This is a genomic window from Flavobacterium sp. N502536, from assembly GCF_025947345.1.
In the GTDB taxonomy this organism is placed as follows: Bacteria; Bacteroidota; Bacteroidia; order Flavobacteriales; family Flavobacteriaceae; genus Flavobacterium.
Map to the genome: position 1 here is coordinate 3,801,513 of NZ_CP110011.1, position 25,415 is coordinate 3,826,927.

The 25,415-nt window shown below is 38.9% G+C and carries 12 protein-coding genes; 11 read left to right on the top strand and 1 reads right to left on the bottom strand.

Annotated elements, in window-relative coordinates:
* Positions 1-80 precede the first annotated feature (80 nt).
* The 5 genes from nadC (at position 81) to priA (ending at position 5,685) form a co-directional block, all read left to right on the top strand.
* Positions 81-938, top strand: coding sequence for a carboxylating nicotinate-nucleotide diphosphorylase (gene nadC / locus OLM61_RS16070; RefSeq protein ID WP_264523627.1), 858 nt, complete (start codon positions 81-83; stop codon positions 936-938).
* A gap of 97 nt (positions 939-1,035) precedes the next feature.
* Positions 1,036-1,959 (top strand): YihY/virulence factor BrkB family protein, encoded by a 924-nt coding sequence (locus tag OLM61_RS16075; RefSeq protein ID WP_264523628.1) that lies wholly within the window; start codon positions 1,036-1,038, stop codon positions 1,957-1,959.
* A 1-nt stretch (position 1,960) separates the two neighbouring features.
* Positions 1,961-2,392: a DUF2147 domain-containing protein gene (locus OLM61_RS16080; RefSeq protein ID WP_264523629.1), complete on the top strand. Its 432-nt coding sequence runs from the start codon at positions 1,961-1,963 to the stop codon at positions 2,390-2,392.
* A 19-nt stretch (positions 2,393-2,411) separates the two neighbouring features.
* Positions 2,412-3,155, top strand: a complete 744-nt coding sequence (gene bla-B1-FLAV / locus OLM61_RS16085) for a subclass B1 metallo-beta-lactamase (RefSeq protein WP_264523630.1) — start codon at positions 2,412-2,414, stop codon at positions 3,153-3,155.
* A 79-nt stretch (positions 3,156-3,234) separates the two neighbouring features.
* Positions 3,235-5,685, top strand: a complete 2,451-nt coding sequence (gene priA, locus OLM61_RS16090; RefSeq protein WP_264523631.1) for a primosomal protein N' — start codon at positions 3,235-3,237, stop codon at positions 5,683-5,685.
* Here the strand turns inward: priA and OLM61_RS16095 are convergent, their stop codons facing one another.
* Complete coding sequence (locus tag OLM61_RS16095; RefSeq protein WP_173966876.1) at positions 5,686-6,384, bottom strand: LytR/AlgR family response regulator transcription factor; 699 nt, start codon at positions 6,382-6,384, stop codon at positions 5,686-5,688. It lies immediately after the preceding gene.
* Positions 6,385-6,561: 177 nt separating this feature from the next.
* Here OLM61_RS16095 and rpsF point away from each other — a divergent pair, with 177 nt between their 5' ends.
* The 6 genes from rpsF (at position 6,562) to OLM61_RS16125 (ending at position 25,383) form a co-directional block, all read left to right on the top strand.
* The gene (rpsF, locus tag OLM61_RS16100) at positions 6,562-6,903 is read left to right on the top strand and encodes a 30S ribosomal protein S6 (RefSeq protein ID WP_041518692.1); all 342 of its coding nucleotides are present in this window, start codon (positions 6,562-6,564) and stop codon (positions 6,901-6,903) included.
* Between the two features lie 5 nt (positions 6,904-6,908).
* Entirely contained in the window at positions 6,909-7,205 is a 297-nt protein-coding gene (gene rpsR, locus OLM61_RS16105; RefSeq protein ID WP_002987043.1) for a 30S ribosomal protein S18, read from the top strand.
* Between the two features lie 66 nt (positions 7,206-7,271).
* Positions 7,272-7,712: a 50S ribosomal protein L9 gene (rplI, locus tag OLM61_RS16110; RefSeq protein ID WP_173966877.1), complete on the top strand. Its 441-nt coding sequence runs from the start codon at positions 7,272-7,274 to the stop codon at positions 7,710-7,712.
* A gap of 100 nt (positions 7,713-7,812) precedes the next feature.
* Positions 7,813-10,983, top strand: coding sequence for a TonB-dependent receptor (locus OLM61_RS16115; protein ID WP_264523632.1), 3,171 nt, complete (start codon positions 7,813-7,815; stop codon positions 10,981-10,983).
* A gap of 118 nt (positions 10,984-11,101) precedes the next feature.
* Entirely contained in the window at positions 11,102-11,575 is a 474-nt protein-coding gene (locus OLM61_RS16120; protein WP_264523633.1) for a DUF6495 family protein, read from the top strand.
* A 1,238-nt stretch (positions 11,576-12,813) separates the two neighbouring features.
* The gene (locus OLM61_RS16125) at positions 12,814-25,383 is read left to right on the top strand and encodes a gliding motility-associated C-terminal domain-containing protein (RefSeq protein ID WP_264523634.1); all 12,570 of its coding nucleotides are present in this window, start codon (positions 12,814-12,816) and stop codon (positions 25,381-25,383) included.
* Positions 25,384-25,415 lie beyond the last annotated feature (32 nt).

Genomic DNA, 25,415 nt, shown 5'->3' on the forward strand with positions numbered 1-25,415 from the left:
TTGTAAATTTTAAAATCGAAGCGAAGCTTTTAAATCCACAAAATATGTCCTACTTTAGCATCTCATAAAATTTAAGAAAAATGATTAGCGAAGTACAGTTTCAAACCGAATTAGAACTTTTAATCAGTAATGCAATTCGGGAAGATGTAGGCACGGGAGATTATAGTTCACTGGCTTGTATTCCGGAAACGGCACACGGGCAGGCTAAATTGTTAGTAAAAGATCAGGGGATTATTGCAGGTGTTGCCTTGGCGAAAATGGTTTTTGAATATGTAGATCCAAAATTAAAAGTAAAAACTTTTATAGAAGATGGAACTCATGTAGAATATGGTGATGTCGTTTTTGAAGTTTCGGGTAGTTCACAGTCGATTCTGAAAGCAGAAAGAGTGGTGCTGAACACCATGCAGCGTATGTCGGCAATTGCCACCAAAACAGATCAGTACGTGCAGTTGTTGGAAGGAACCGGAGCAAAAATACTGGATACCCGTAAAACAACTCCAAATTTCAGGGTTGCCGAAAAATGGGCGGTTAAAATCGGGGGAGGTGAAAACCATCGTTTTGCATTGTACGATATGGTCATGCTGAAAGACAATCATATTGATTTTGCAGGAGGAATTACACTTGCCATCAAGAAAACCAAAGAGTATTTGATGGCGAATAATCTGGATTTGAAAATTATAGTCGAAGCCAGAAATTTAGATGAGATTCGTGAGATTCTTTTGAGTGAGGGAGTTCACAGAATTCTAATCGATAACTTTAATTACGAAGACACTAAAACGGCAGTACAATTAATTGGTAAAAAATGCCAGACAGAATCTTCGGGAAATATCAACGAAAAAACGATTCGTGAATACGGACTTTGCGGTGTAAACTATATCTCGTCGGGAGCTTTAACGCATTCGGTTTACAACATGGATTTGAGTCTGAAGGCTTTTTAGTTGAGTTATGAGTTTTGAGTTGTAGGTCAAGGGTAAAGAAAAACACAGCTTGAATCTAATGTCTAATATTCTAATATTCTAAAAAACTAAAATAAACATGTCAAAAGAGATAGAAGACCGGATCGACAAAATTCCGGTTGTACGATCTGTAGTGCACTTTTTCAAGCAAATAAAATTGCCCTGGCTGGAAGGTTTTTCGTTGTATGATTTGCTCGAAATGTATACCATTGGTATTATTGAAGGAGCATTTTCGTATCATGCGAGTGCGGTTTCATTCAGCTTTTTTATGGCTCTGTTTCCTTTTGCATTATTTATTTTAAACTTGATCCCTTTTATTCCTATTGAAGGATTTCAGCAGGATTTTTTGCAGTTTGTGCAGCAGGGAGTTCCGCCAAATACATACGATGCGATCAGCAAGATTATCAGCGATATTTTAAACAATAGTCATTCCGGTTTATTGTCGTCAGGTTTTTTGCTTTCGATATTTTTAATGGCTAATGGTATCAATGGAATTTTAAGTGGTTTTGAGTCTTCGAAACATGTTTTTGACAAACGTGGTTTTTTAAGTCAGTATTTGGTGGCTCTGGCGATTTCGCTTGTAATGACCATCATCTTGTTTGTAACAGTGGCAACCATTGTTGTTTTTGAGGTCTTTATTCAAAAAACAATCATTCAGGATGTGTTGAGTGATCGTATTCCGCTGATTATTTTAGGGAGGTATTTGTTTGTTATTTTAATGATTCTGATAACATCTTCAATATTATTGCGTTATGGTACGAAGCAGTATAACAAAGTGCCTTTCATAAGTATTGGATCTGTTTTTACAACCATTTTAATTGTGATATCTTCATTCTTTTTTGGGATTTGGGTTATAAAATTCTCAAAATATAACGAACTTTATGGTTCGATAGGTACATTATTAATTCTAATGTTTTACATTTGGATAAACTGTATGATTCTGCTTTTGGGATTTGAATTGAATGCCTCTATCAGAAAATTAAAACAAAAAAAAAATAAATAATATGAAAAATTGGATGTTAACGATTGGTGTTTTTTTTCTAACATTAGGCACAATTCAAGGTCAGGGTGTAATTGGAAAATGGAAAACAGTTGATGATGAAACTGGTGAAGCAAAATCAGTTGTAGAGATTTATGAAAAATCCGGAAAACTTTACGGTAAGATTGTTGAGATACTTCGTGCGGATCACAAAAAAGACGTATGTGCTAAATGTGACGGAGCAGATAAAAACAAACCAATTTTGGGCATGGTCATTATCAACGGACTTAAAAAAGACGGTTCTGAATACAGTGGAGGAACAATCTTAGATCCAACAAACGGAAAAAAATACAAATGTTATATTGCATTAGAATCTGCAGATAAACTTAAACTTCGTGGTTATGTTGGTATTTCTCTAATGGGAAGAACACAATACTGGAGTAGAGTGAAGAATTAATTTTATAAAAAAATATAAAATGCGAAAATTAGCATTGATCGTTTTATTTCTGGCACAGCTAACCAATAGTTATGCACAATCTAAGAACTCGCCATTACAAATAAGTCATCTTACAGGTGACTTTTATGTTTATAGGACGTTTCATGAATATAAAGGGACAAAGATTTCGGCAAATGCCATGTATCTGGTTACCGCTAAGGGAGTTGTGTTGTTTGATGCTCCCTGGGATAAAACACAATTTCAGCCTTTGCTGGACAGTATCAAAACAAAGCACCATAAAGAAGTTATAATGTGTTTTGCTACGCATTCACATGAAGACAGGGCTGGAGGTTTGGAGTTTTACCGTAAAAAAGGAATCAAAACCTATACGATAAAACTAACAGACGAAATTTTAGAGAAAAACAAGGAAGGAAGAGCTGAGTTTGTCATTCCAAACGATACACTTTTTACAGTAGACAAATACACTTTTGAGGTTTATTATCCCGGAAAAGGCCATGCTCCTGATAACATTGTGGTTTGGTTTAACAAAGAAAAAGTGCTTTACGGAGGTTGTTTTATTAAAAGTGTTGAAGCCAAAGATTTAGGCTACCTTGGAGATGCAGATGTGAAAGAGTGGCAGAAATCTATTTTGAGAGCGCAATCGAAATTTAAAAACCCAAAGTACATTATTACAGGTCATGACGACTGGACAGATTTGACCTCTTTAAAGCATACGCTTAAACTGGTGAAGGAATACAACGGGGCGAAGGCTACAGTTAAGTAATTTTGTACTAAAGAGCAATTGTTGTTTGGATTTGGTTTTAAGACTAAATCTTCATTTATAAATTCTATAAAATATTTACATGTTTTTTGTTGAAGTCGTTTTGCCACTTTCACTGGCTAAAACTTTTACGTATCGTGTTTCTGAGGCTGAATTTCATTTTATAAAAAAGGGAATGCGGGTTGCAGTACCATTTGGTAAAAGTAAAATTTATACAGCAATGGTGATTGATCTGCATCAAAACGAACCGGGTTTGTATGAAGCCAAGGAAATACATCAGATATTAGACGAAAAACCTATCGCAACCGAAGTTCAGATTAAACACTGGCTTTGGGTAGCTAATTACTATATGTGCGCTATCGGAGATGTGTATCGTGGCGCTTTCCCTAGTGGATTGTTGTTGGAGAGCGAAACTATTATTTCGTATAAAGTGGATGCAGTAGTCGATCAGGATGAGCTTACCGATGATGAGTTTTTGGTTTATGAAGCCTTGCAACAACAAAGTTCTTTAAAGGTTCAGGAGATTATTTCGATGTTAAATAAGAAAAACATTCTTCCTGTTCTTCAAAAAATGATTGCCAGAAATATTATTGTTTTAGAAGAAGAAATTAAAGAAGGATACAAACCAAAACTGGTTCGTTATGTGAAATTACATGCCCAATACGAATCGGATAATGGTTTGGGAGAATTGTTGGAAGTCTTAAAAAATGCCAACAAACAAAAGGAAATCGTACTGGCTTATTTTCAGATTATGGCTTCTGAGAAAAAGCCGATTACCGTAAAAAAACTGGTTGAGGTTTCAAATTCGACTTCAGCCGTAGTCAAAGCACTGATTGATAAAGAAATTTTTGAAGAATATCTTTTACAACAGGACAGAGTTTTGTTTACAGGACAAACAACAGATCAGCAATTAATACTAAGTGAAGCGCAGGAAAAAGCTTTTACTGCAATTAAAGAGAATCTTTTAGAAAAAGAAGTTTGCCTGCTTCATGGGGTTACTTCAAGCGGAAAAACAGAGATTTATATCAAGCTGATCGAAGAACATCTGGCAACCGGAAGACAGGTTTTGTATCTGCTGCCGGAAATTGCTTTGACCACACAATTGGTTTCGAGATTAAGACTTTACTTTGGAGATAAAGTGGCGGTTTTTCACTCTAAATACAGTAATAATGAAAGAGTAGAGGTTTGGAAACAAACACTTGAAAACTCAGAGAAAGCCCAAATAGTAATAGGGGCAAGGTCTGCATTGTTTTTGCCTTTCGATAATTTAGGTTTATTGATCGTAGACGAAGAGCACGAGCAGACTTTTAAGCAAACAGATCCTGCACCGCGTTACCATGCCAGAGATGCTGCAATTGTTCTGGCTAACTTTCATAAGGCAAAAGTATTGTTAGGTTCGGCAACACCAAGTATTGAGACCTATTTTAATGCACAGGCAGATAAGTATGGTCTGGTATCGCTTACGGAACGCTACAACAATGTTCGAATGCCGGAAATTGTTCTGGTAGATTTGAAAGATAAACATTTCAGAAAAAGAATGACGGGGCATTTTAGCGATCTTTTAATTGAAGAAATCGCCGAGGCCTTGTCTTTGGGTGAGCAAATAATTTTGTTTCAAAACAGACGCGGGTATTCGCCTGTAATAGAATGTATGACTTGTGGTCATGTGCCGCATTGCCAGCAGTGCGATGTGAGTCTGACCTTTCACAAACATAAAAATCAGCTGCGTTGTCATTACTGCGGGTATTCGATTGCTAAACCAACGCATTGTCACAGCTGTTCAAGTATTGATCTGACCACTAAAGGATTCGGAACGGAGCAAATCGAGCAGGAACTGCTCACTCTTTTTCCTAAAGCCAAAACGGGTCGAATGGATCAGGATACCACCCGCGGCAAGTATGGTTTTGAAAAAATAATAGACTCGTTTAAAAATCGTGAAATCGATATTTTGGTTGGAACACAAATGCTGGCCAAAGGACTGGATTTTGATAATGTGAGCCTGGTGGGGATCATGAATGCTGATAATATGCTGCATCATCCTGATTTTAGAGCTTTTGAACGCAGTTATCAAATGATGACACAGGTTGCGGGAAGAGCCGGAAGATCAGAAAAACAGGGGAAAGTTGTCATTCAAACCTACAACCCAAATCACAATACGATTCAGCAGGTTACCAACCATAATTATATAGGTATGTATAAGGAGCAATTGTATGATCGCCAGATTTACAAATACCCGCCTTATTTCAGAATTATAAAACTGACTTTAAAGCATCGCGATTTTGATAAATTAAAGGAAGGATCGATGTGGCTGTATCAGGTTTTGAGTCAGAATTTAAATATGCCAGTATTGGGGCCTGAAGAACCCGCTATCAGCAGAATCAGGAACGAGTATATCAGAACCATTCTGATTAAGATTCCGCAGAACCTGCATTTGGTCAATACGAAAAAAACTATTCAGAAAATGCTGAATAGTTTTGAAGCTGTGGCTCAGTACAGAGCTATAAAGGTTGTTGCAAACGTTGACTTTTATTAATTAAGACGACGTTGATAATGCTTTTACTAAATCTTCTTTTTTGTTTCGGCTAAGCGGAATTTTGGTAATACCTATCTCGGCAAATTTACTGTTAAAGCGTTCTACTTTATCAATGTTAATAATATAGGACTTGTGTACGCGAATGAATTTTTCTTTTGAAAGATCATTCTCAAAAGATTTCATGGTCGAAAGTACCAAGTTGCTATCGTCTTCGGTAACCACTCTTACATAATCACCAAAAGCTTCTATCCATTTGATTTTTGCTGTAAATATTTTGAGTTTTTTAAGATTGCTTTTAATGAATATATGTTCGCCCTCTTCTTCTTTGATATCTTTTTTTAGCAAATGCATATCAATGGCTCTTTTTACAGAAGCATTAAAACGATCTACGGCAATAGGTTTCTGAAGGTAATCCGTAGCATCATAGTCAAATGCTTTTAAAGCATATTCTGCTTTAGAAGTAATGAATATAATTTGTGGCTTAGATTTTAGCCCGTCAAGAAAATCAAACCCATTAATAACGGGCATTTCTATATCAAGAAATATTAAATCGATATTATTTAGAGAGATACAGCTTTTTGCCTCTATTGCATTAGAAAAATCCCCGATTAAATGCAAACCTGGGTGATTATTAACTAATTTTGCAATAATGGTCCTTTGTATAGAACTATCATCTACAACAACACAGTTTAGTTTCATAACATTAAAATTTAGAATAAATTCAGGATAGCAATAGTAAATGTATTATTTTTTTAAGAAAAAAACTAAAATCGGCATGTATTTTTTGTTGTACAACGAATAAAAGTAAAAAAGTGTTGTATATTTAAATTTTATGGTTACTTTTGCACCCAATTTTAACAAATAAATATTGTATTTATGAATCATTATGAAACTGTTTTCATTTTAAATCCCGTTTTATCTGAGGTTCAGGTGAAGGAAACAGTAACGAAATTTGAAGAATTTCTTACTAGTAGAGGAGCTGAAATGGTATCGAAAGAGGATTGGGGTCTTAAAAAAATGGCTTACGAAATCCAAAACAAAAAAAGTGGTTTTTACCATTTATTCGAATTCAAAGTATCTGGAGAAGTTCTAATTGCTTTTGAAACTGAATTTAGACGTGACGAAAGAGTTATGCGTTTCTTAACTGTAAGTTTAGACAAACATGCTATTTCATGGGCGGAAAGAAGAAGAGCTAAATTAAAATCTACTAAAGCGTAATTATTATGTCTACAATCGAGCAATCTGCAAAAGGAAAAAAAGACGGAGATATCAGATATTTAACGCCTTTAAACATTGAAACTAACAAAACTAAAAAGTATTGTCGTTTCAAAAAATCAGGAATCAAATACATCGACTATAAAGATGCTGATTTCTTATTGAAATTCGTAAATGAGCAAGGAAAAATTCTTCCTCGTCGTTTAACTGGAACTTCATTAAAATACCAAAGAAAAGTTTCTGTAGCTGTAAAAAGAGCTCGTCACTTAGCTTTAATGCCATACGTGGCCGATTTATTAAAATAATTAAAAACTCTAGTCGCTGGTTTCTGTTCAGTCAGAACCTAACTTCTAAAATATAAGGACAACAACATGGAACTTATTTTAAAACAAGACGTACAAAACTTAGGATTTAAAGATGATGTAGTATCTGTAAAACCTGGTTACGGTCGTAACTTTTTAATTCCTCAAGGTTTTGCTACTTTAGCAACTCCTTCTGCTAAAAAAGTTTTAGCTGAAAATCTAAAACAAAGAGCACACAAAGAAGCTAAAGTGGTTGCTGATGCAAAAGCATTAGCTGAAACTTTAAAAGCTCTTGAAATTAAACTTACTGCAAAAGCTGGTGGAGAGAAACTTTTTGGTTCTATCACAAACATCGACATTGCTGAAGCTTTAGAGAAATCAGGTAACGCTATTGATAGAAAATTCATCACTAGTGGTATCGTAAAACGTACTGGAAAATATACAGCTAGCATCCGTTTACACAGAGATGTTATTGTTGAATTAGCATACGAGATTATCGCTGAAAAATAACATTTTGTTAACTTCTTGTTAATAAAATATAAAAACCACTCCTAGGAGTGGTTTTTTTTTGCCTAATTTTGAGAGGAATAACATTCTCAAAACCAGGAAAATGAAAAAAATCTTTGCATTATTACTAGGTGTGTTTGCCATAACCACTGCTATCGGGCAAACCACAACGTCGAGTATTAAGGGGATTATCAAGAGTTCTACCAACGAACTTTTGCCCGGTGCTACTATCCTAGCAATCCATACCCCTACAGGAAGTAAATATTCAGCCGTTTCCAACGAAGACGGAAGGTTTAATATTTTGAACATGAGAATTGGAGGTCCCTACAAAATTGTAGTGACTTTTGTAGGCTTTCGAAATCACGAATATACAGACTTGAATCTCGATCTGGGGAAACCTTTTAATTTGGACGTTGTTTTGGAAGATGAAAGCCAGACATTGGAAGAGGTGCAAATCGTTTCTAAGGATAAAGTTTTTAAAAGCGGAAAAACGGGAGCCGAAACTACCATTGGAAAAAGGGAGTTAACAGCTCTACCCACCATTTCCAGATCGGCAGAAGATTTCACGCGTTTGGAGCCCACTGCAAGCGGGGGATCTTTTGGAGGAAGAAACGATCAGTATAACAACTACTCTTTAAACGGCGCGGTATTTAATAATCCGTTTGGACTGGATGCTGCAACACCCGGAGGGCAGACAGGATCACAGCCTATTTCGCTTGATGCTATCGAGCAGATTCAGGTAGCGACAGCTCCTTATGATGTTACTTTATCGGGTTTTACCGGAGCTTCGGTCAATGCGGTAACCAAATCGGGAACAAACGAGTTTCATGGTACGGCCTATGGTTTTTACCGAAATCAGGATTTGACGGGAAGTAAGATAAAAGGAGAAAAAATATTCGTGCCCACGTTAGAGCAAACTCAGGCGGGTTTTAGCTTAGGCGCTCCTATTATTAAAGACAAGCTATTTATTTTTGGGAACTTTGAAATTGACAAACGAAGTGATTTAGGGTCAAATTTCGTGGCGAATAATAATGACGGCGTAACCGGAATTAATGAATCAAGGGTTATGGAGTCTGATTTAATTGCGGTTTCGAGTGCTTTGGCCAAGTTAGGGTACGATACAGGACCTTATCAGGGTTTCAAACACGAATCTAATTCGAATAAAGGGATTATAAAGGTAGACTGGAATATAAACGACAATCATAAACTGGCGGTTATTTACAATTTTCTGGATGCTTCCAAAGACAAACCGGCACACCCAACAGCTTTGGGTTTCAGAGGGCCGAATGCTTCCATTTTACAGTTTAGAAATGCGGGGTATCAAATTAACAATAACCTGAGTTCTTTCCTTGTCGAATTAAATTCAAAATTCAGTGAATCGGTTTCCAATAAACTGCAGGCCGGATATTCACATTTTAACGATTACAGAGTGCCATTTTCAGTTCCGGCCCCTGTCATTAATATTCAGGATGGAGCGGGCTCCAACTATATTATTGCCGGACATGAGCCTTTTTCTATTAACAATACTTTGGATCAGAAAGTAATTCAGATCACCAACAATCTGAGTTATAATGTGGGCAAACATGCCTTTACTTTTGGGGCTTCTTTTGAGAAGTTTAAGTTTGCGAACTCCTTTAATCTGGCAGGTTATGACAATTTTGGAAATCCAAACGGATATGCCGGAACCTTTTTCACACCTTATTTTACAACGCAGGACTTTTTAAATGATGCAGCCAAACCTTTTGCAACCAGTATTATCGCGCAGAATTTGAAGTATGCTCAGGATGTTTTTGCTACTAAAAGTAATTTTGAAGTAGGAAGTAATGGAGGATGGAAACTGGCTGAATTGAATGTGGGACAATTGGCATTTTACGCCCAGGACGACATCAGTATCGGGGATGATTTCAAGTTGTCGTTGGGGTTAAGAATCGATAAACCCTTGTATTTTAATACTGCCGATCTGATTCAGAAATACATAGATACGGATAATGGCGGGGGTAAAAGAAATAACAATACCGATTATTTTAATCCGCAAACGGGTCAGGCTGTTAAGTTAATTTCTACCGATTTACCAAGTGACCGGATTTTATGGTCGCCTAGAATTGGTTTCAACTGGGATGTTAATGGCGATGCTACTTCACAGCTTCGTGGAGGCTCGGGAGTTTTTACCGGAAGAATTCCTTTTGTGTGGTTAGGCAATCAGGTTAGTGGTGCCGATGACAGCTTTTTCCAGATTATGGACCCGGATTATAAATGGCCGCAGGTTTGGAGAACGAGCCTCGGATTTGATCACCGATTTGAGAACAATTATATCGTAACAGCAGATTTGTCTTATAATAGAGATATCAATGCGGTACACGTTCAGAATTGGGGATTAAAAGCACCAACCGGTACATTGGCGGGTGTAGACAACAGAGCTATTTACCTAGCAGCAGATAAGGGAGCAAACAATGCTTATGTAATGACAAATTCAGATAAGGGGAGCGCATTTAATGCAACGCTAAAAGTGCAGAAAAACTTCGAAAATGGTCTTTATGCCAGTGTGGCTTATAATTATCTGAAATCGAAGGATGTGAACTCTATCGAAGCTGAAATTACAGGAGATGCTTTTGCTTTTAATCCGGCCTTAGGAAATGTAAACAATGATGTACTTTCGAATTCTAAATACGGAGACAATCACCGATTTATAGCGGTAGGTTCTAAAAAATGGAAGTATGGAAAAGACAAATGGGCAACAACGGTTTCTGCTGTTTTTGAATACGCACAGGGAGGACGCTTTAATTATACGTATGGAGGAGATATTAACGGAGACGGGTCTACAGTAAACGATTTAATTTATATTCCTACAACAGCTGAAATAGCGCTAATGAATTTTAGTGCAGCGGGAGAAGGAGCTGCTTTTGACCAATTTATTGCCCAGGATAAATATATGAAAAACCGAAGAGGGCAGTATGCAGAGCGTTACGGTGCCCTGTCTCCGTGGAGAGGAAGATGTGATTTGAAGATATTGCAGGATTATAACTTCAAGATTTCGTCGGCTTCTGATAAAAAGAATACCATTCAGTTTAGTATCGATGTTTTGAATTTTGGAAATCTGCTAAATTCAGACTGGGGAGTGGTTCAGGTGCCTACAAGCGTTCAGCCTATCGGGGTGAAAGTTGTTGGAAATACACCGACCTATACTTTTAACGGAACACAGACCAAAACGTTTAATTATGATGCCAGTTTAATGTCGAGATGGCAGGCGCAATTTGGTATACGATACATTTTTTAGTAAAGCAAAAAAAGTCATAAATTTGCCCTCGCATTTGCGGGGGCTTTTTTTATGGATACAAAAAAAGTTCCGGAATTTTATACAAGCTCTTTTTAGAGTGTTTAACACAAGAAAAATAATGAAATACGCAAGATTAACAAAAGAGCAATTTGATGAATTGCACGCAGAATTTGCCAGCTTTTTGGCAACGCAGGCTATTGATAAAGCAGAGTGGGATGCTCTTAAAGTAAATAAACCGGAAGTTGCAGAGCAGGAACTGGATGTTTTTTCAGATTTAATCTGGGAAGGTGTTTTGTCGAGAGCAGAATTCTTGGAGCATTTTTCTAAAAATCATATCTTTTTATTTCAGTGTTTTGAAACCCATGTGCAGTCTATAGTGTTAAAAGCGTTGGTTGCTGAAACTGATTTTCTGACCAAAGAGGGTTTGCAATGGCTGTCGGATAATATGTTTACCGAAAATATAGAAATGAAAGTGGGCAAAAAAGTATTTACAGAAGATCGAAATGCTTCTATTTTTGAATTAATTCAGCAAGGAGCATTCTTAAGTTACGGACAATTGTTTAAGCAAATTAATTCGATTATTGAATCGTAATTGCTCTTTTTGAAGATTTAAAGGTTTGAAATAGGTAAACGTTTGATATTTAAATGTTTACCTATTTTTTAATTTTTTAACTTTTGTTTAATTTTTAATGTTTTTTTTTACCCGTATTTCTACGCATTTTTTCTGAATAATTTAAAAAAAGCAGCTCTTTCTTGTCAATTTTATGGTTTGCTTTCCATTTATGCTGTTTTTGCATAATTTCAATCGATTACCTTGTTATTTTGTAGTCTTTTTCATTCTTTTCTAAAGAGCAAAGAAAAATAAAAATATTTTTTAACATTTTATTTTAGCTTCATTTTACGTTATAAAGGCAGGTTTTTCCGATGATTTGCATATTTTTTAAATTTGATATTTGTGCTAAATTTGAAAAACAGTAAAATTATACTTGTTTCGTATGCTCCTTTTTTCTAATTTTAGTATTGAAAAAGTTAAACAAAACTTTTTGATCCTTTTTTCCAAAAACATCGATTTAATATATTTTTAATAAAGCAAGTGGTGTTTTTGTACCGTTATCTAGAGTTGAAGTTTTTTATAATAACTTAATTAGTTTGCGTATGGAATTGATCACTACTTTCTTTATCAAGTTTGCATTAGGTTTTCGTATTATTTTAGCTTTGTCTTATAAGAGTTTGAATAAAATTGAATTTATCATCAAATTGAATTTTTGTTCCACTTCAAACTTATTTCATCAATTTTCCAATTCTGTTATTTTTTCATTTTCAAATCCCAATCGGGGGTTTGTTGATGAGGCGTATTGTCGTGTTTAAAAATTTTTAAATACGGACTGCGTTTTTTAAAATGAACTGATTCAATTTTTAGAGTTCTGTTCTAAAAGAAACAAAGTTTATAAAAAGAATTAATCAGCTTTTTATAGATATTGAATCATACTATATATGCTGTAGAACTCCCCGGTTCTTCCAAACGTATATTTTCTTTTATGAAAATTGGTTACAACAAATCATTCTTTACGGAATGCTGATTTAGAATCAGTATTTCTCAAATTTATTGGTATGTCTTTTATTCGAAAAAGAATAGGAGCGGTTCTTTAGTATGCTTCTGTATACTCGGTGCAACATGATTTTTTACTGAAATGTTGTTTACATTCTTAGTATTCTGGGAGTCTAAATTTTATTTCAACAAGTTGATTATTAGTGTTTTTTTGAAATTGCCTAAGCATAGCTGCTTATCGCAAGAGGTATTTTATTGTCCATTTTCTAATCTTCCAAATTATGAAAAAAAATTTTACTTTTTATGATCTCCTTGTGAAGAGGAGATTATTGGGGTTATTGTTTTTACTGCTGTTTTGCAATCAAAACTTTGCCCAGACTTTTTGTAGACCCATCTCCCATACGAGTAGTAGAGCAGGAGTATGTTTGGGAACTACAGAGGTCCTAAACCCAACCTTAGCCTATGATGCGAGTACGACTACGTTTGCATCATTGACGAATGCATTGGGAGTACTCTGCTCTGTTCAGGAAACGGTGAAATTTGGTCAGATGGCAAAAGCCGGTGACCAGATTGTGATCGTTTACGGATCAAATGCAGATTTATTGGATGTTGGTTTGGTAGCCAACACCACTATCCAGCCCAGTAACTCTGTGGCGGGTACAAGCAGTACGGCATTGGCTTTAAACAGTCCATTGCTGAATGTAAACGCCATAAGCGGCGCTACTACAGCTACTGTAAAATACACCCTGACAGCTGATGCAGATCAGGTTAAAGTAGAAATAGGCGGACTGCTTAGTGTTCTGACTAATGTGCGAATTTACGATGTGCGATTACAGTTTGCACAACCTACCATTGCCGGAGGAGCAACACAATCTGTTTGTGTAGGACAGTCGATTGCACTTTCTGCAACACCAGCTGTGGGTACGACATTGGCTTGGTACAGTTCTCCAACCTCTACCACAGCACTTTCAAATGTAAATACTTTTACAACACCGGCTTTAACAACAAGTACTACTTATTATATAGGTGTATCACGAAGCGCCGGTTGTGAAGGAGATCAAAGATTTCCGGTTACAGTTAACGTTCTGGATCCGGTATTGCCAACCATTAGTTCGGTTGGTACCTCAATTTGTTCTTCGGGAGCAACACAAGCAACAACACTATCCGTTATAAATCCGGTACCTGGAACAACTTATTCCTGGTTTAGTGCCGCAACGGGTGGTTCGGCATTAAGTACCGGGAGTACTTATACACCAACTGTTCCAACGGGAACTACGAATTTTTATGTCGAGGCATCCATAGGTGTCTGTAAAACAGCAACACGAACTCCGGTTACGGTTACTTCAACTCCTGTTCCGGGAGTTGCCACTATTTTAACACAAAGCGTAACTATAGTTTCGGGTCAGAATGCAACACTTAGTGCTTCTACTTCAGAACCTGGTGTAACTTTAGATTGGTATGATGTAGCTACAGGAGGCGTTCGATTATTAGGAGACTCCAATACTTTTACAACTCCGGTATTAGTAGCTTCTAAAACGTATTATGTGGAGTCCCGAAACAGTGCGGGAGGCTGCGTTAGTGCAACCAGAGTACCGGTGACGGTAACGGTTATACCTGCTGCTTTAGGAGGTTGTTTAGAAGCCAATAGCCAGCAAACCACTCAGAATGGTTTGTGTTTGCTTTGTTCGTCAAGCGCTCAGAACAATTCTGTTGACGGAAACAGTGCTACTTTTTCTTCTCTAACACTACCGATAGGTTTAGTGAACGGCTGGATTCAGCAAACATTACAATTTAATAATCCGGGAAAAGCGGGAGATATTATTGATGTTGATCTTGCATTGCCAGGAGGAATTGCAGATCTTAATTTGTTAGGAGTAGTTAGTCTTGCAACTTATAATGGAGCAACTTTTAACAACGACAGAAACTTCATTAATAACGCATTGGTTTCTTTGCAGTTATTATCCGGAAATAAGTTCAGAGCCACTTTTACTGCTGCAGCCAATTTTGATCGTATCGAAATTAGATTAGGCGGCTTGGTAAGTGCGCTAACGACTTTGGATATTTATCAGGCTACACATCGTTATAAAGCGCCATCCTTTACCGGAAGCACTACAATTTGTGGCGGACAGACCACTACTTTAACAGCAGACATCGTAGTTGGTGAAAGTGTTAAATGGTATGATGCTTTAACAGGAGGAACTTTATTGGCTAGCACCGCGGCTTATACTACGCCGGCTTTAACGGTAAACACTACGTACTATGTAGAAGTGACCCGCAATGGCTGTGTCAATAGTGAAAGAAACCCGGTTGTGGTTACGGTAAATAATCCGATCGCTCCGACACCGGTATCGGCCAGTCCTGCCAATTTATGCGGGGGAGCTACAACTTCAATAAGTGTTGATTCACCGGTTGTGGGAACTGTGTACAAATGGTACGACGCGAGTACGGGTGGAAATTTAGTGTTTACGGGTACCGTTTTTGCGACACCAAATTTAACCACTACGACTACCTATTATGTCGAAGCTTCAATCGGAACTTGTATAAGTTCAGGCCGTACACCGGTTACCGTTACGGTTAATCCACGACCTTCGGCACCAGTTGCAGTATCTTCACATGTGATTGTTCAATCAGGTCAGGATGCAACATTGGCAGTCGTGAGTAGCCCGGGTATCAATCACAATTGGTATGATGCACCAACAGGGGGAACTCTCTTGGCAACTAATGTAAATAGTTATACCCCTAGTCCGGCTTTAACGCTAAGTAAAACATTTTATGTAGAGTCAGTAGATCTGGCTACCGATTGTACAAGCAGTACAAGAACCGCGATCCTTGTTACGGTAATTAGCGGAGTAAATAGCTGTTTGTTGGCTAATTCGCAAGTAACTACTAAAGGAGGAACCACAAATTGTTTGACCTGTAGCTCTAGTGGAGACGGAAATTCTGTAGATGGAAATTCTGCTACAGCAGCGACTCTTACAATCCCTCTTGGTTTAGTAACCGATCATATTCAACAAGATTTAACCTTTCCAACAACAGGTCAGACTGGTGATATTATCGATGTGGAATTGGGAATTCCTGTTGGACTTCTTGATATTAGTGCTCTTTCTAATGTTAGCCTGCAAAGTTTTAATTCAGGAGTACCTAACGGTGATTTTAGTACCATTAATAATCTTTTGAATGTTCAGATCTTATCCGGAAATCGTTTCAAAGCAAGTTTTGCAGCAGCGGGTACTTTTACCAGTGTGCGTGTTCGATTAAGCGGATTGGCAACTCTTTTATCAAGTCTGGAGATTTACGAAGCTTCTTATAGATTTGCAAATGCTGTAGTAACAGGAGCAGCCGCACCAATTTGTGCCGGACAAACTGCTTCCTTATCAGCAACTGCAGCTGGTGGAGATACATTTGAATGGTACGATGCTCCAACCGGAGGAAATATAGTAGCGGTTAATCCAACTGCTGCATTGACCACTACAACAACCTTTTATCTGGAAGCAACGCGTGGAGGAACTTGTATTAATACCGTTCGTCAGCCCGTTACGGTGACTGTATTGCCTTTACCGACAGCTACAGATATTAACATCACAACTCCTTTGACCGCTTCTTGTTCAGGAGGTATTGTTTTGACTCCGACATCAGCTTTAGCGGGAGCAACTTTTAAATATTATTTAGATGGAAATAAAACACAGGAGGCAACCGGAACGATATCCGGAGTTACCTATGTTAAAGATTCCGGAACTGGTGCTCTAACGATTACCGGACTTACTGCGTTAAATTCTCCTCATACCTATTATGTATCTGTGTTTAATAATGGTATCTGTGAGAATGCAAACGGAAACTTAAAAGCAGTGGTCGTAAACTTCCCAACAGGTTCGGCTTTGACAGTAACACCAACTTTGGCAGGTTGTGCTAAAGTGAATTTAAAAGATGCTATTGTTGGTTTTGATGCAACCACGACTTATACTTTTTATGATTCGTTAAACAATCCAATAACAGATCAGGCCGCTTCAAATATTACAGCAAACGGTAATTATTTTATTCAGGCTCAGGCGAATGGTAGTGATTGTCCATCTGCTAAAGAACCGGTAGCAGTTACCATTAATCCGTTGCCAACCTTAACAGGAGTAACGAGTTCAGTAGTGGTTCCTAAAGGTACTTCTGTAGCTTTAGCAGCAACTTCAAACGGAACAATTACCTGGTACGATCAGCAAGGAAATGTAGTACCTTCAAATAATACAGGACCTTTAAACACAGTAGGTGTTTTTAGTTATACAGTAGTTGCCAGTAACGGAACCTGTACCACAAGTCAGACGATTACGATTAGTGTAATTGATCCTGCTACCTGCGATCCTTTATTAGAAAGAGTTTATGCTACTACACAATCGTCAGATTCCATTATTACAGGAAACGTGAGCAATGGACCATTAGCTGTTGACGGTGATCCAAGTACACACTCTACCATTACAACCGGTTTAGGACTTTTGGGTATTGGAACAACCTGGCAAAATCTGCAATGGCCAACAACCATTGTCAAAGGAACACCAGTAACGGTAAAAATTGGTTTAGAAAACAGTTTAATTGCTGTGGCCCAAAACATCTCAGTAGTGGGTACTAAACGTGACGGATCTAATAATCCGATCGATATTGGAACTTTACAACCCATAACTGGATCTTTATTAAACTTATTACCTGGAGAAAATTCATTCGAATTTACTTTTGTTCCGTCTAATACTGCCGGACTTCAGGATTATGATGGTATCCGTGTACAATTGGGATCCATTTTAAGCGTAGCACAAAACATTAGTGTATATGACGCTTATTACAAAAAACAAGTAACTCAGATCACTTGCGGACAGGGAGATATCGAAGATGTTTTCTCTGGTGTAAGAGATTTGGGAATAGGAGCATTAACCGCTACAGTGGGAGTTTCAAACCCATGGAATATAGCCGACAAAGATATTGCCACCTATGCCACTATGTTTAATGCAGTAGGATTATTGGCTGCTGCCGAACTTACTACAACGTTTAGAACTCCTTCTATGGTTGGGGATAGTTTAAGAATTGTAATCTCAAAACCCGGAGTAGTTTTAAATCTTAATTTACTTACCGGATTTTCAATTCAGCTTTATTCCGGAAACATTCCGGTTGGTGCTCCAATTGAAAATACAAGCAGTTTGTTGACTTTAAAACTGCTTTCAGGAGATACAATGGCGATGACTATTGTGGCACCTCAAACACAACCTTATGATAAAGTGGTGATCACACTTGGCGGTGTTGCCAGTGTTTTAGATCAGCTTAGAGTACATTCTATTGATCGTGTAACCAATACAAAAGTGATAGGAAGTGACCCTGATAATAAAGTCACGGTCTGCCCCGGCACCGCTATTACACTCGTCGTCCCGCCCAAACCTTGTGCGGATTATGAATGGTACGATTCGCCTACAGGAGGAAATCTTGTAGCCAGTGGTCAGACTTATACGCTTCCGGCTACATTGGCAGCAGGAACCTATAAATATTACATTCAGCCTATTCGTTACGGTTGTCCTGCTTTAGAAAGAGGAGAAGTAACTGTGGTTGTAAGAGCTACTGTTCCTGCAGCAACGATAACAAACGTAACTATAAACGGAGGATCAGCTACTATTATTTGTTCAGAAACTGGTACGGTAACCTTAGATGCGGTTTTAAGTGCTACACCAGTACTTACAAATCCGGTATACCACTGGTATAGCTTTGATGGTACAACAAGCCAGTTAATCCCTGGACAAGTAACCTCAAAATTGATCGTGACCGGTTTAGTTCCGGGAACCTATACCTATTATGTTGGGGTAAGTTCAGATGAATTGTGTGAAACTGCTCCTGCAGACAGAAAACAAGTAACCTTTACGATTTTACCAAGTTCTCTGGTAAGCGATATTTCAATAAATAATGCCTCTATTTGTCATGATACGCCAGTTACTTTAACACCATCAAGTATGCTGACGAACCCTGTTTTTGCCTGGTATTTAGATGCTAATAAAACGCAACCTATTTTTACCGGAACAATTGGAGGAGTGGATTATACGCTTAGTAGTACGGGAGCTTTAACAGCTACAGGTTTGACACCGGCGATGAGCCCAATGTCTTATTATGTTGCCGTTTCAAGTGATTTTACCTGTCAGAATAAAAATGGAGAGTTGAGATTGGTGACGGTTCTTATTAATGATCCGGCGACACCAACGTCTACACCGGCTAATCAAAGTTTCTGTTTGGTTGATGCACCTACAGTTGCCAATCTTCAGGCCGATCAGGCCAACGTGGTTTGGTACCTTGCAGCAACAGGAGGAACTGCATTAGATCCAACAACAGCTCTGACTACTAGGTCTTATTATGGTGCCATCAGAGACCTGAATGGCTGTGAAAGCTCAGTGCGATCAGTAACAGCCGTAACCGTTAGCGATCCGGGTACACCAACCTTGGTAACAGCCGGAACACAAAACTTCTGTTTGGTAAACGCGCCAACTTTTGCAAGTGTTCAGTTTAACGAAGCTAATATCGTTTGGTATAACGCTTTAACTGGTGGAACAGTTATTCCATCAACCACAGCTTTAACCAATGGAACTTATTATGCAGTAATCAAAGATCCAACTACGACTTGTGAGAGCGCAGTGAGATTGGCGGTAACCATCAGCGTAACCGATCCGGGTACACCAACCTTGGTAACAGCGGGCACACAAAATTTCTGTTTGGTCGATGCGCCAACTTTTGCAAGTGTTCAGTTTAACGAAGCCAATATTGTTTGGTATACTGCTTTAACTGGTGGAACCGTTATTCCATCTACTACAGCTTTAACCAGCGGTACATACTACGCAGTAATCAAAGATCCAACTACGACTTGTGAAAGCGCAGTAAGATTGGCTGTAACCATCAGCGTAACCGATCCGGGTACACCAACCTTGGTAACAGCGGGCACGCAAAACTTCTGTTTGGTTAATGCACCAACTTTTGCTAGTGTTCAGTTCAACGAAGCTAATATCGTTTGGTATACCGCTTTAACTGGTGGAACCGTTATTCCATCTACTACAGCTTTAACCAGCGGAACCTATTATGCGGTAATCAAAGATCCAACTACAACTTGTGAAAGCGCGGTAAGATTGGCGGTAACCATCAGCGTAACCGACCCTGGTACACCAACCTTGGTAACAGCCGGAACACAAAACTTCTGTTTGGTAAATGCACCAACATTTGCAAGTGTTCAGTTCAACGAAGCCAATATTGTTTGGTACACTGCTTTAACTGGTGGAACCGTTATTCCATCTACTACAGCTTTAACCAGCGGTACATACTACGCAGTAATCAAAGATCCAACTACGACTTGTGAGAGCGCAGTAAGATTGGCTGTAACCATCAGCGTAACCGATCCGGGTACACCAACCTTGGTAACAGCGGGCACGCAAAACTTCTGTTTGGTTAATGCACCAACTTTTGCTAGTGTTCAGTTCAACGAAGCTAATATCGTTTGGTACACTGCTTTAACTGGAGGAACCGTTATTCCATCTACTACAGCTTTAACCAGCGGTACATACTATGCGGTAATCAAAGATCCAACTACGACTTGTGAGAGCGCAGTGAGATTGGCGGTAACCATCAGCGTAACCGATCCGGGTACACCAACCTTGGTAACAGCGGGTACACAAAACTTCTGTTTGGTAAATGCACCAACTTTTGCAAGTGTTCAGTTTAATGAAGCTAATATTGTTTGGTACACCGCTTTAACTGGAGGAACAGTTATTCCATCTACTACAGCTTTAACCAGCGGTACATACTACGCGGTGATCAAAGATCCAACTACGACTTGCGAGAGCGCAGTTAGATTGGCGGTAACCATCAGCGTAACCGACCCAGGTACACCAACCTTGGTAACAGCAGGAACGCAAAACTTCTGTTTGGTCAATGCACCAACCTTTGCAAGTGTTCAATTTAATGAAGCCAATATCGTTTGGTACACAGCTTTAACTGGTGGAACAGTGATTCCATCTACTACAGCTTTAACCAGCGGTACTTATTATGCTGTAATCAAAGATCCAACTACGACTTGTGAGAGCGCAGTAAGATTGGCGGTAACCATCAGCGTAACCGATCCGGGTACACCAACTTTGGTAACAGCGGGAACACAAAACTTCTGTTTGGTCAATGCACCAACATTTGCAAGTGTTCAGTTTAATGAAGCCAATATCGTTTGGTACACTGCTTTAACTGGAGGAACAGTTATTCCATCAACTACGGCTTTAACCAGTGGTACATACTATGCTGTAATCAAAGATCCAACTACGACTTGTGAAAGTGCAGTTAGATTGGCGGTAACCATCAGCGTAACCGACCCAGGTACACCAACCTTGGTAACAGCAGGAACGCAAAACTTCTGTTTGGTCAATGCACCAACCTTTGCAAGTGTTCAATTTAATGAAGCCAATATCGTTTGGTACACAGCTTTAACTGGTGGAACAGTGATTCCATCTACTACAGCTTTAACCAGCGGTACTTATTATGCTGTAATCAAAGATCCAACTACGACTTGTGAGAGCGCAGTAAGATTGGCGGTAACCATCAGCGTAACCGATCCGGGTACACCAACTTTGGTAACAGCGGGAACACAAAACTTCTGTTTGGTCAATGCACCAACATTTGCAAGTGTTCAGTTTAATGAAGCCAATATCGTTTGGTACACTGCTTTAACTGGTGGAACTGTGATTCCATCTACTACAGCTTTAACCAGCGGTACATATTACGCGGTAATCAAAGATCCGACTACAACTTGTGAGAGCGCAGTAAGATTGGCGGTAACCATTAGCGTAACCGATCCGGGTACACCAACTTTGGTAACAGCCGGAACACAAAACTTCTGTTTGGTAAACGCGCCAACTTTTGCAAGTGTTCAGTTCAACGAAGCCAATATCGTCTGGTACACCGCTTTAACTGGTGGAACCGTTATTCCATCTACTACAGCTTTAACCAGCGGAACTTATTATGCTGTAATCAAAGATCCAACTACGACTTGTGAAAGCGCAGTAAGATTGGCGGTGACTATCAGCGTAACCGATCCGGGTACACCAACCTTGGTAACAGCCGGAACACAAAACTTCTGTTTGGTCAATGCACCAACTTTTGCAAGTGTTCAGTTTAACGAAGCCAATATTGTTTGGTACACTGCTTTAACTGGTGGAACCGTTATTCCATCTACTACAGCTTTAACCAGCGGAACTTATTATGCAGTAATCAAAGATCCAACTACGACTTGTGAAAGTGCAGTAAGATTGGCGGTAACTATCAGTGTAACCGATCCGGGTACACCTGTAATTACGAATACGACTCAGAGCTTCTGTCTGATCAATGCACCAACTTTTGCGTCGATCGATGTTAGTCCTGCTGTGGCTGCGAATATTGTTTGGTACACTGCTTTGACAGGAGGAATTTTAATTCCATCTACAACAGCTTTGTCCACCGGAACATATTATGCTGCAATTAAAGATCCAATTACGAATTGTGAGAGTGCGGTAAGACTAGCAGTGAACATCACTGTGACCGATCCGGAAGCACCAATAATTACGAATACGACTCAGAACTTCTGTTTGGTAAACGCACCAACTTTTGCGTCGATCGACGTTAGTCCGTCCGTTGCCGCTAACATTGTTTGGTACACTGCTTTGACAGGAGGAACAGTGATTCCTTCTACAACAGCTTTAACAACCGGAACCTACTATGCTGCAGAAAAAGATCCTGTGTCAGGATGTGAAAGTACAGCGAGATTGGCGATCAATATCAGTGTAACCGATCCGGGTACACCAACTTTAGTAACAGCGGGTACACAAAACTTCTGTTTGGTAAATGCGCCAACTTTTGCAAGTGTTCAGTTCAACCAGGCTAATATTGTTTGGTACACTGCATTGACAGGAGGAACCGTGATTCCATCTACTACGGCTTTAACCAGCGGTACATATTATGCAGTAATCAAAGATCCAACTACGACTTGTGAGAGCGCAGTAAGATTAGCAGTAACCATCAATGTTGCTGATCCGGGTACACCAACCCTAGTAACAGCAGGTACACAAAATTTCTGTTTGGTCAATGCGCCAACTTTTGCAAGTGTTCAGTTCAACGAAGCTAATATCGTTTGGTACACTGCTTTAACAGGAGGAACCGTGATTCCATCAACTACAGCTTTAACTAGTGGTACTTATTATGCTGTGATAAAAGATCCTGTATCAGGATGTGAGAGTGCAGTAAGATTAGCGGTAACCATCAGTGTAACCGATCCGGGTACACCAACTTTGGTAACAGAAGATACACAAAACTTCTGTGCGGTAGATGCACCAACTTTTGCAAGTGTTCAGTTCAATCAAGCGAATATCGTTTGGTACACTGCTTTAACAGGAGGAACCGTGATTCCTTCGACTACAGCTTTAACCAGTGGTACTTACTATGCAGTCATCAAAGATCCTGTAACAGGATGTGAAAGTGCTACCAGATTAGCGGTAACCATTAATGTTATTGATCCGGGTACACCAACTTTGGTAACAACAGGAACACAAAATTTCTGCGCGGTAAATGCACCAACTTTTGCAAGCATTCAAACGAATCAAAGCAATATTGTTTGGTACACTGCATTGACAGGAGGAACGCTTATTCCATCCACTACAGTTTTAACCAGTGGCACTTATTATGCAGCTATAAAAGATCCTGTATCAGGATGCGAAAGCAAAGTGAGATTGGCAGTAACCATCAATGTTAGTGATCCGGGTACACCGACCTTAGTAACAGCAGGAACACAAAACTTCTGTGCGGTAAATGCACCAACTTTTGCAAGCATTCAAACGAATCAAAGCAATATTGTTTGGTACACTGCTTTAACTGGAGGAACCGTTATTCCATCAACTACAGCTTTAACCAGCGGTACGTATTATGCAGTAATAAAAGATCCTGTAGCAGGATGTGAAAGTGCAACCAGATTAGCGGTAACCATCAATGTTACTGATCCGGCTACACCAACAACAACAGCTGCTACTCAGGTATTCTGTTCAGGAAATAACCCAACAGTGGCCGATATTCAGGTAAACGGAAGCAACATCGTGTGGTATACATCCGCAACAGGAGGTACTGCCGTTGCAGCAACTACAGCATTGGTAAATGGAGATTATTATGCAGTGATAAAAGATCCGGCATCCGGTTGTGAAAGCAGTATCCGACTAAAAGTTACGGTGACTGTAGGAACTTCAAATAATCCTACCACAACGGCTTCTTCTCAGAACTTTTGTTCAACGAGTGCTCCAACCTTTGCGAGTATTCAGGTAAACGAAAGCAATGTAGCATGGTTTAGCAGTGCAACTGGCGGAACAGCAATTCCGTTAACTACAGCTTTAACCAGCGGTACTTATTATGGAGAAATTACAGATCCGGCAACCGGTTGTAAAAGTGCTACTCGTTTGCAGGTTTCGGTTACTATTGTGAATCCGATGCCTACGCCAACTACCACTTCAGCAGTTCAGAATTTCTGTTCTGTAAGTGCAGCAAAAGTTTCAGACATTCAGGTAAACGAACCAAATGTAATCTGGTACAGTACTGCAACAGGAGGAACACCAATTCCATCTACAACAGCTTTAGTGAGCGGTAATTATTATGGAGTTATTGCAAGCGGTTCAGGTTGTGAGAATCCGGTAAGATTACTGGTTACTGTGAATGTAAATACACCGGGAACTGTTACTACGCCAAGAACGACGCAAGTATTCTGTTTGTCATCAAATCCAACCATTCAGAATATCGTAGTTAATGAGCCAAATGTAGTATGGTATGCTTCAGCAACAGGAGGAACACCTCTGCCAGCAAATACACCTTTAACAGCTACAACCTATTATGCAGGAACACTTAATAATGTTACAAATGGTTGCGATAAAGCGGCCAGATTAGGTGTAACCGTTGCTTTTGATAATGATGCTCTGGTGCCTATTACCAGTACAGATGATACACCATGTGTATTCCAGGGAGTAACCTATTCAATTGCCAATGGAAAATCAAACTATGTATGGTCGGTTACTAACGGAACAATTACTTCCGGAGGAGGAGTTAATGATGGCTCAGTAACGATTTCATGGTCTGATATCGGACCTGGAAGAGTGGTGGTCGAGTACATTAATACTTGTGACGAGAGAACTACGAAATCATTAAATGTAGTTGTAGCAACTTGTTCTGACTTAACGATAACCAATACAGTAAGTAATTCGACACCTAATTTTGGTGACCAGATTACCTTTACAGTAACCGTTAATAATGTGGGTCAGGGTAATTTTATAAATACAATCGTAAGTGATTTATTGCCTAGTGGATACGATTTAGTAAGCGCATCTACAACTGCAGGAACCTTCAATTTGACGACACAACTTTGGACAATTCCAACATTGAATGCAGGTCAAAGTGTAGTACTTACCATTGTAGCAGAAGTGTTACCGAGTGGTAAATACTTAAGTGTTGCAACTGTTGAGACATCGACTCCGTTAGATGTAGATGCATCGAACAATTCGGCTTCAGTTTCTGTCGATCCAATTTGTTTGACCGTTTACAATGAGTTTACGCCAAATAATGATGGAGCTAATGATCTTTTCAGAATAGATTGTATCGAAACTTATCCAAACAATGAGTTGAAAGTGTATAACAGATACGGTTCATTAGTATATAGTAAACAACATTATGAAAATGATTGGGACGGAACCGCCAATGTTTCCGGAGTTATTAATAGAGGAGATATGTTGCCAACAGGTACTTATTTCTACGTAATAGCGATTGGAGACGGAACGGTTAAAAAAGGTTGGTTGTCTATAATGAGATAAGCAGCTGTATTAATCATCTAATAAATTAAACT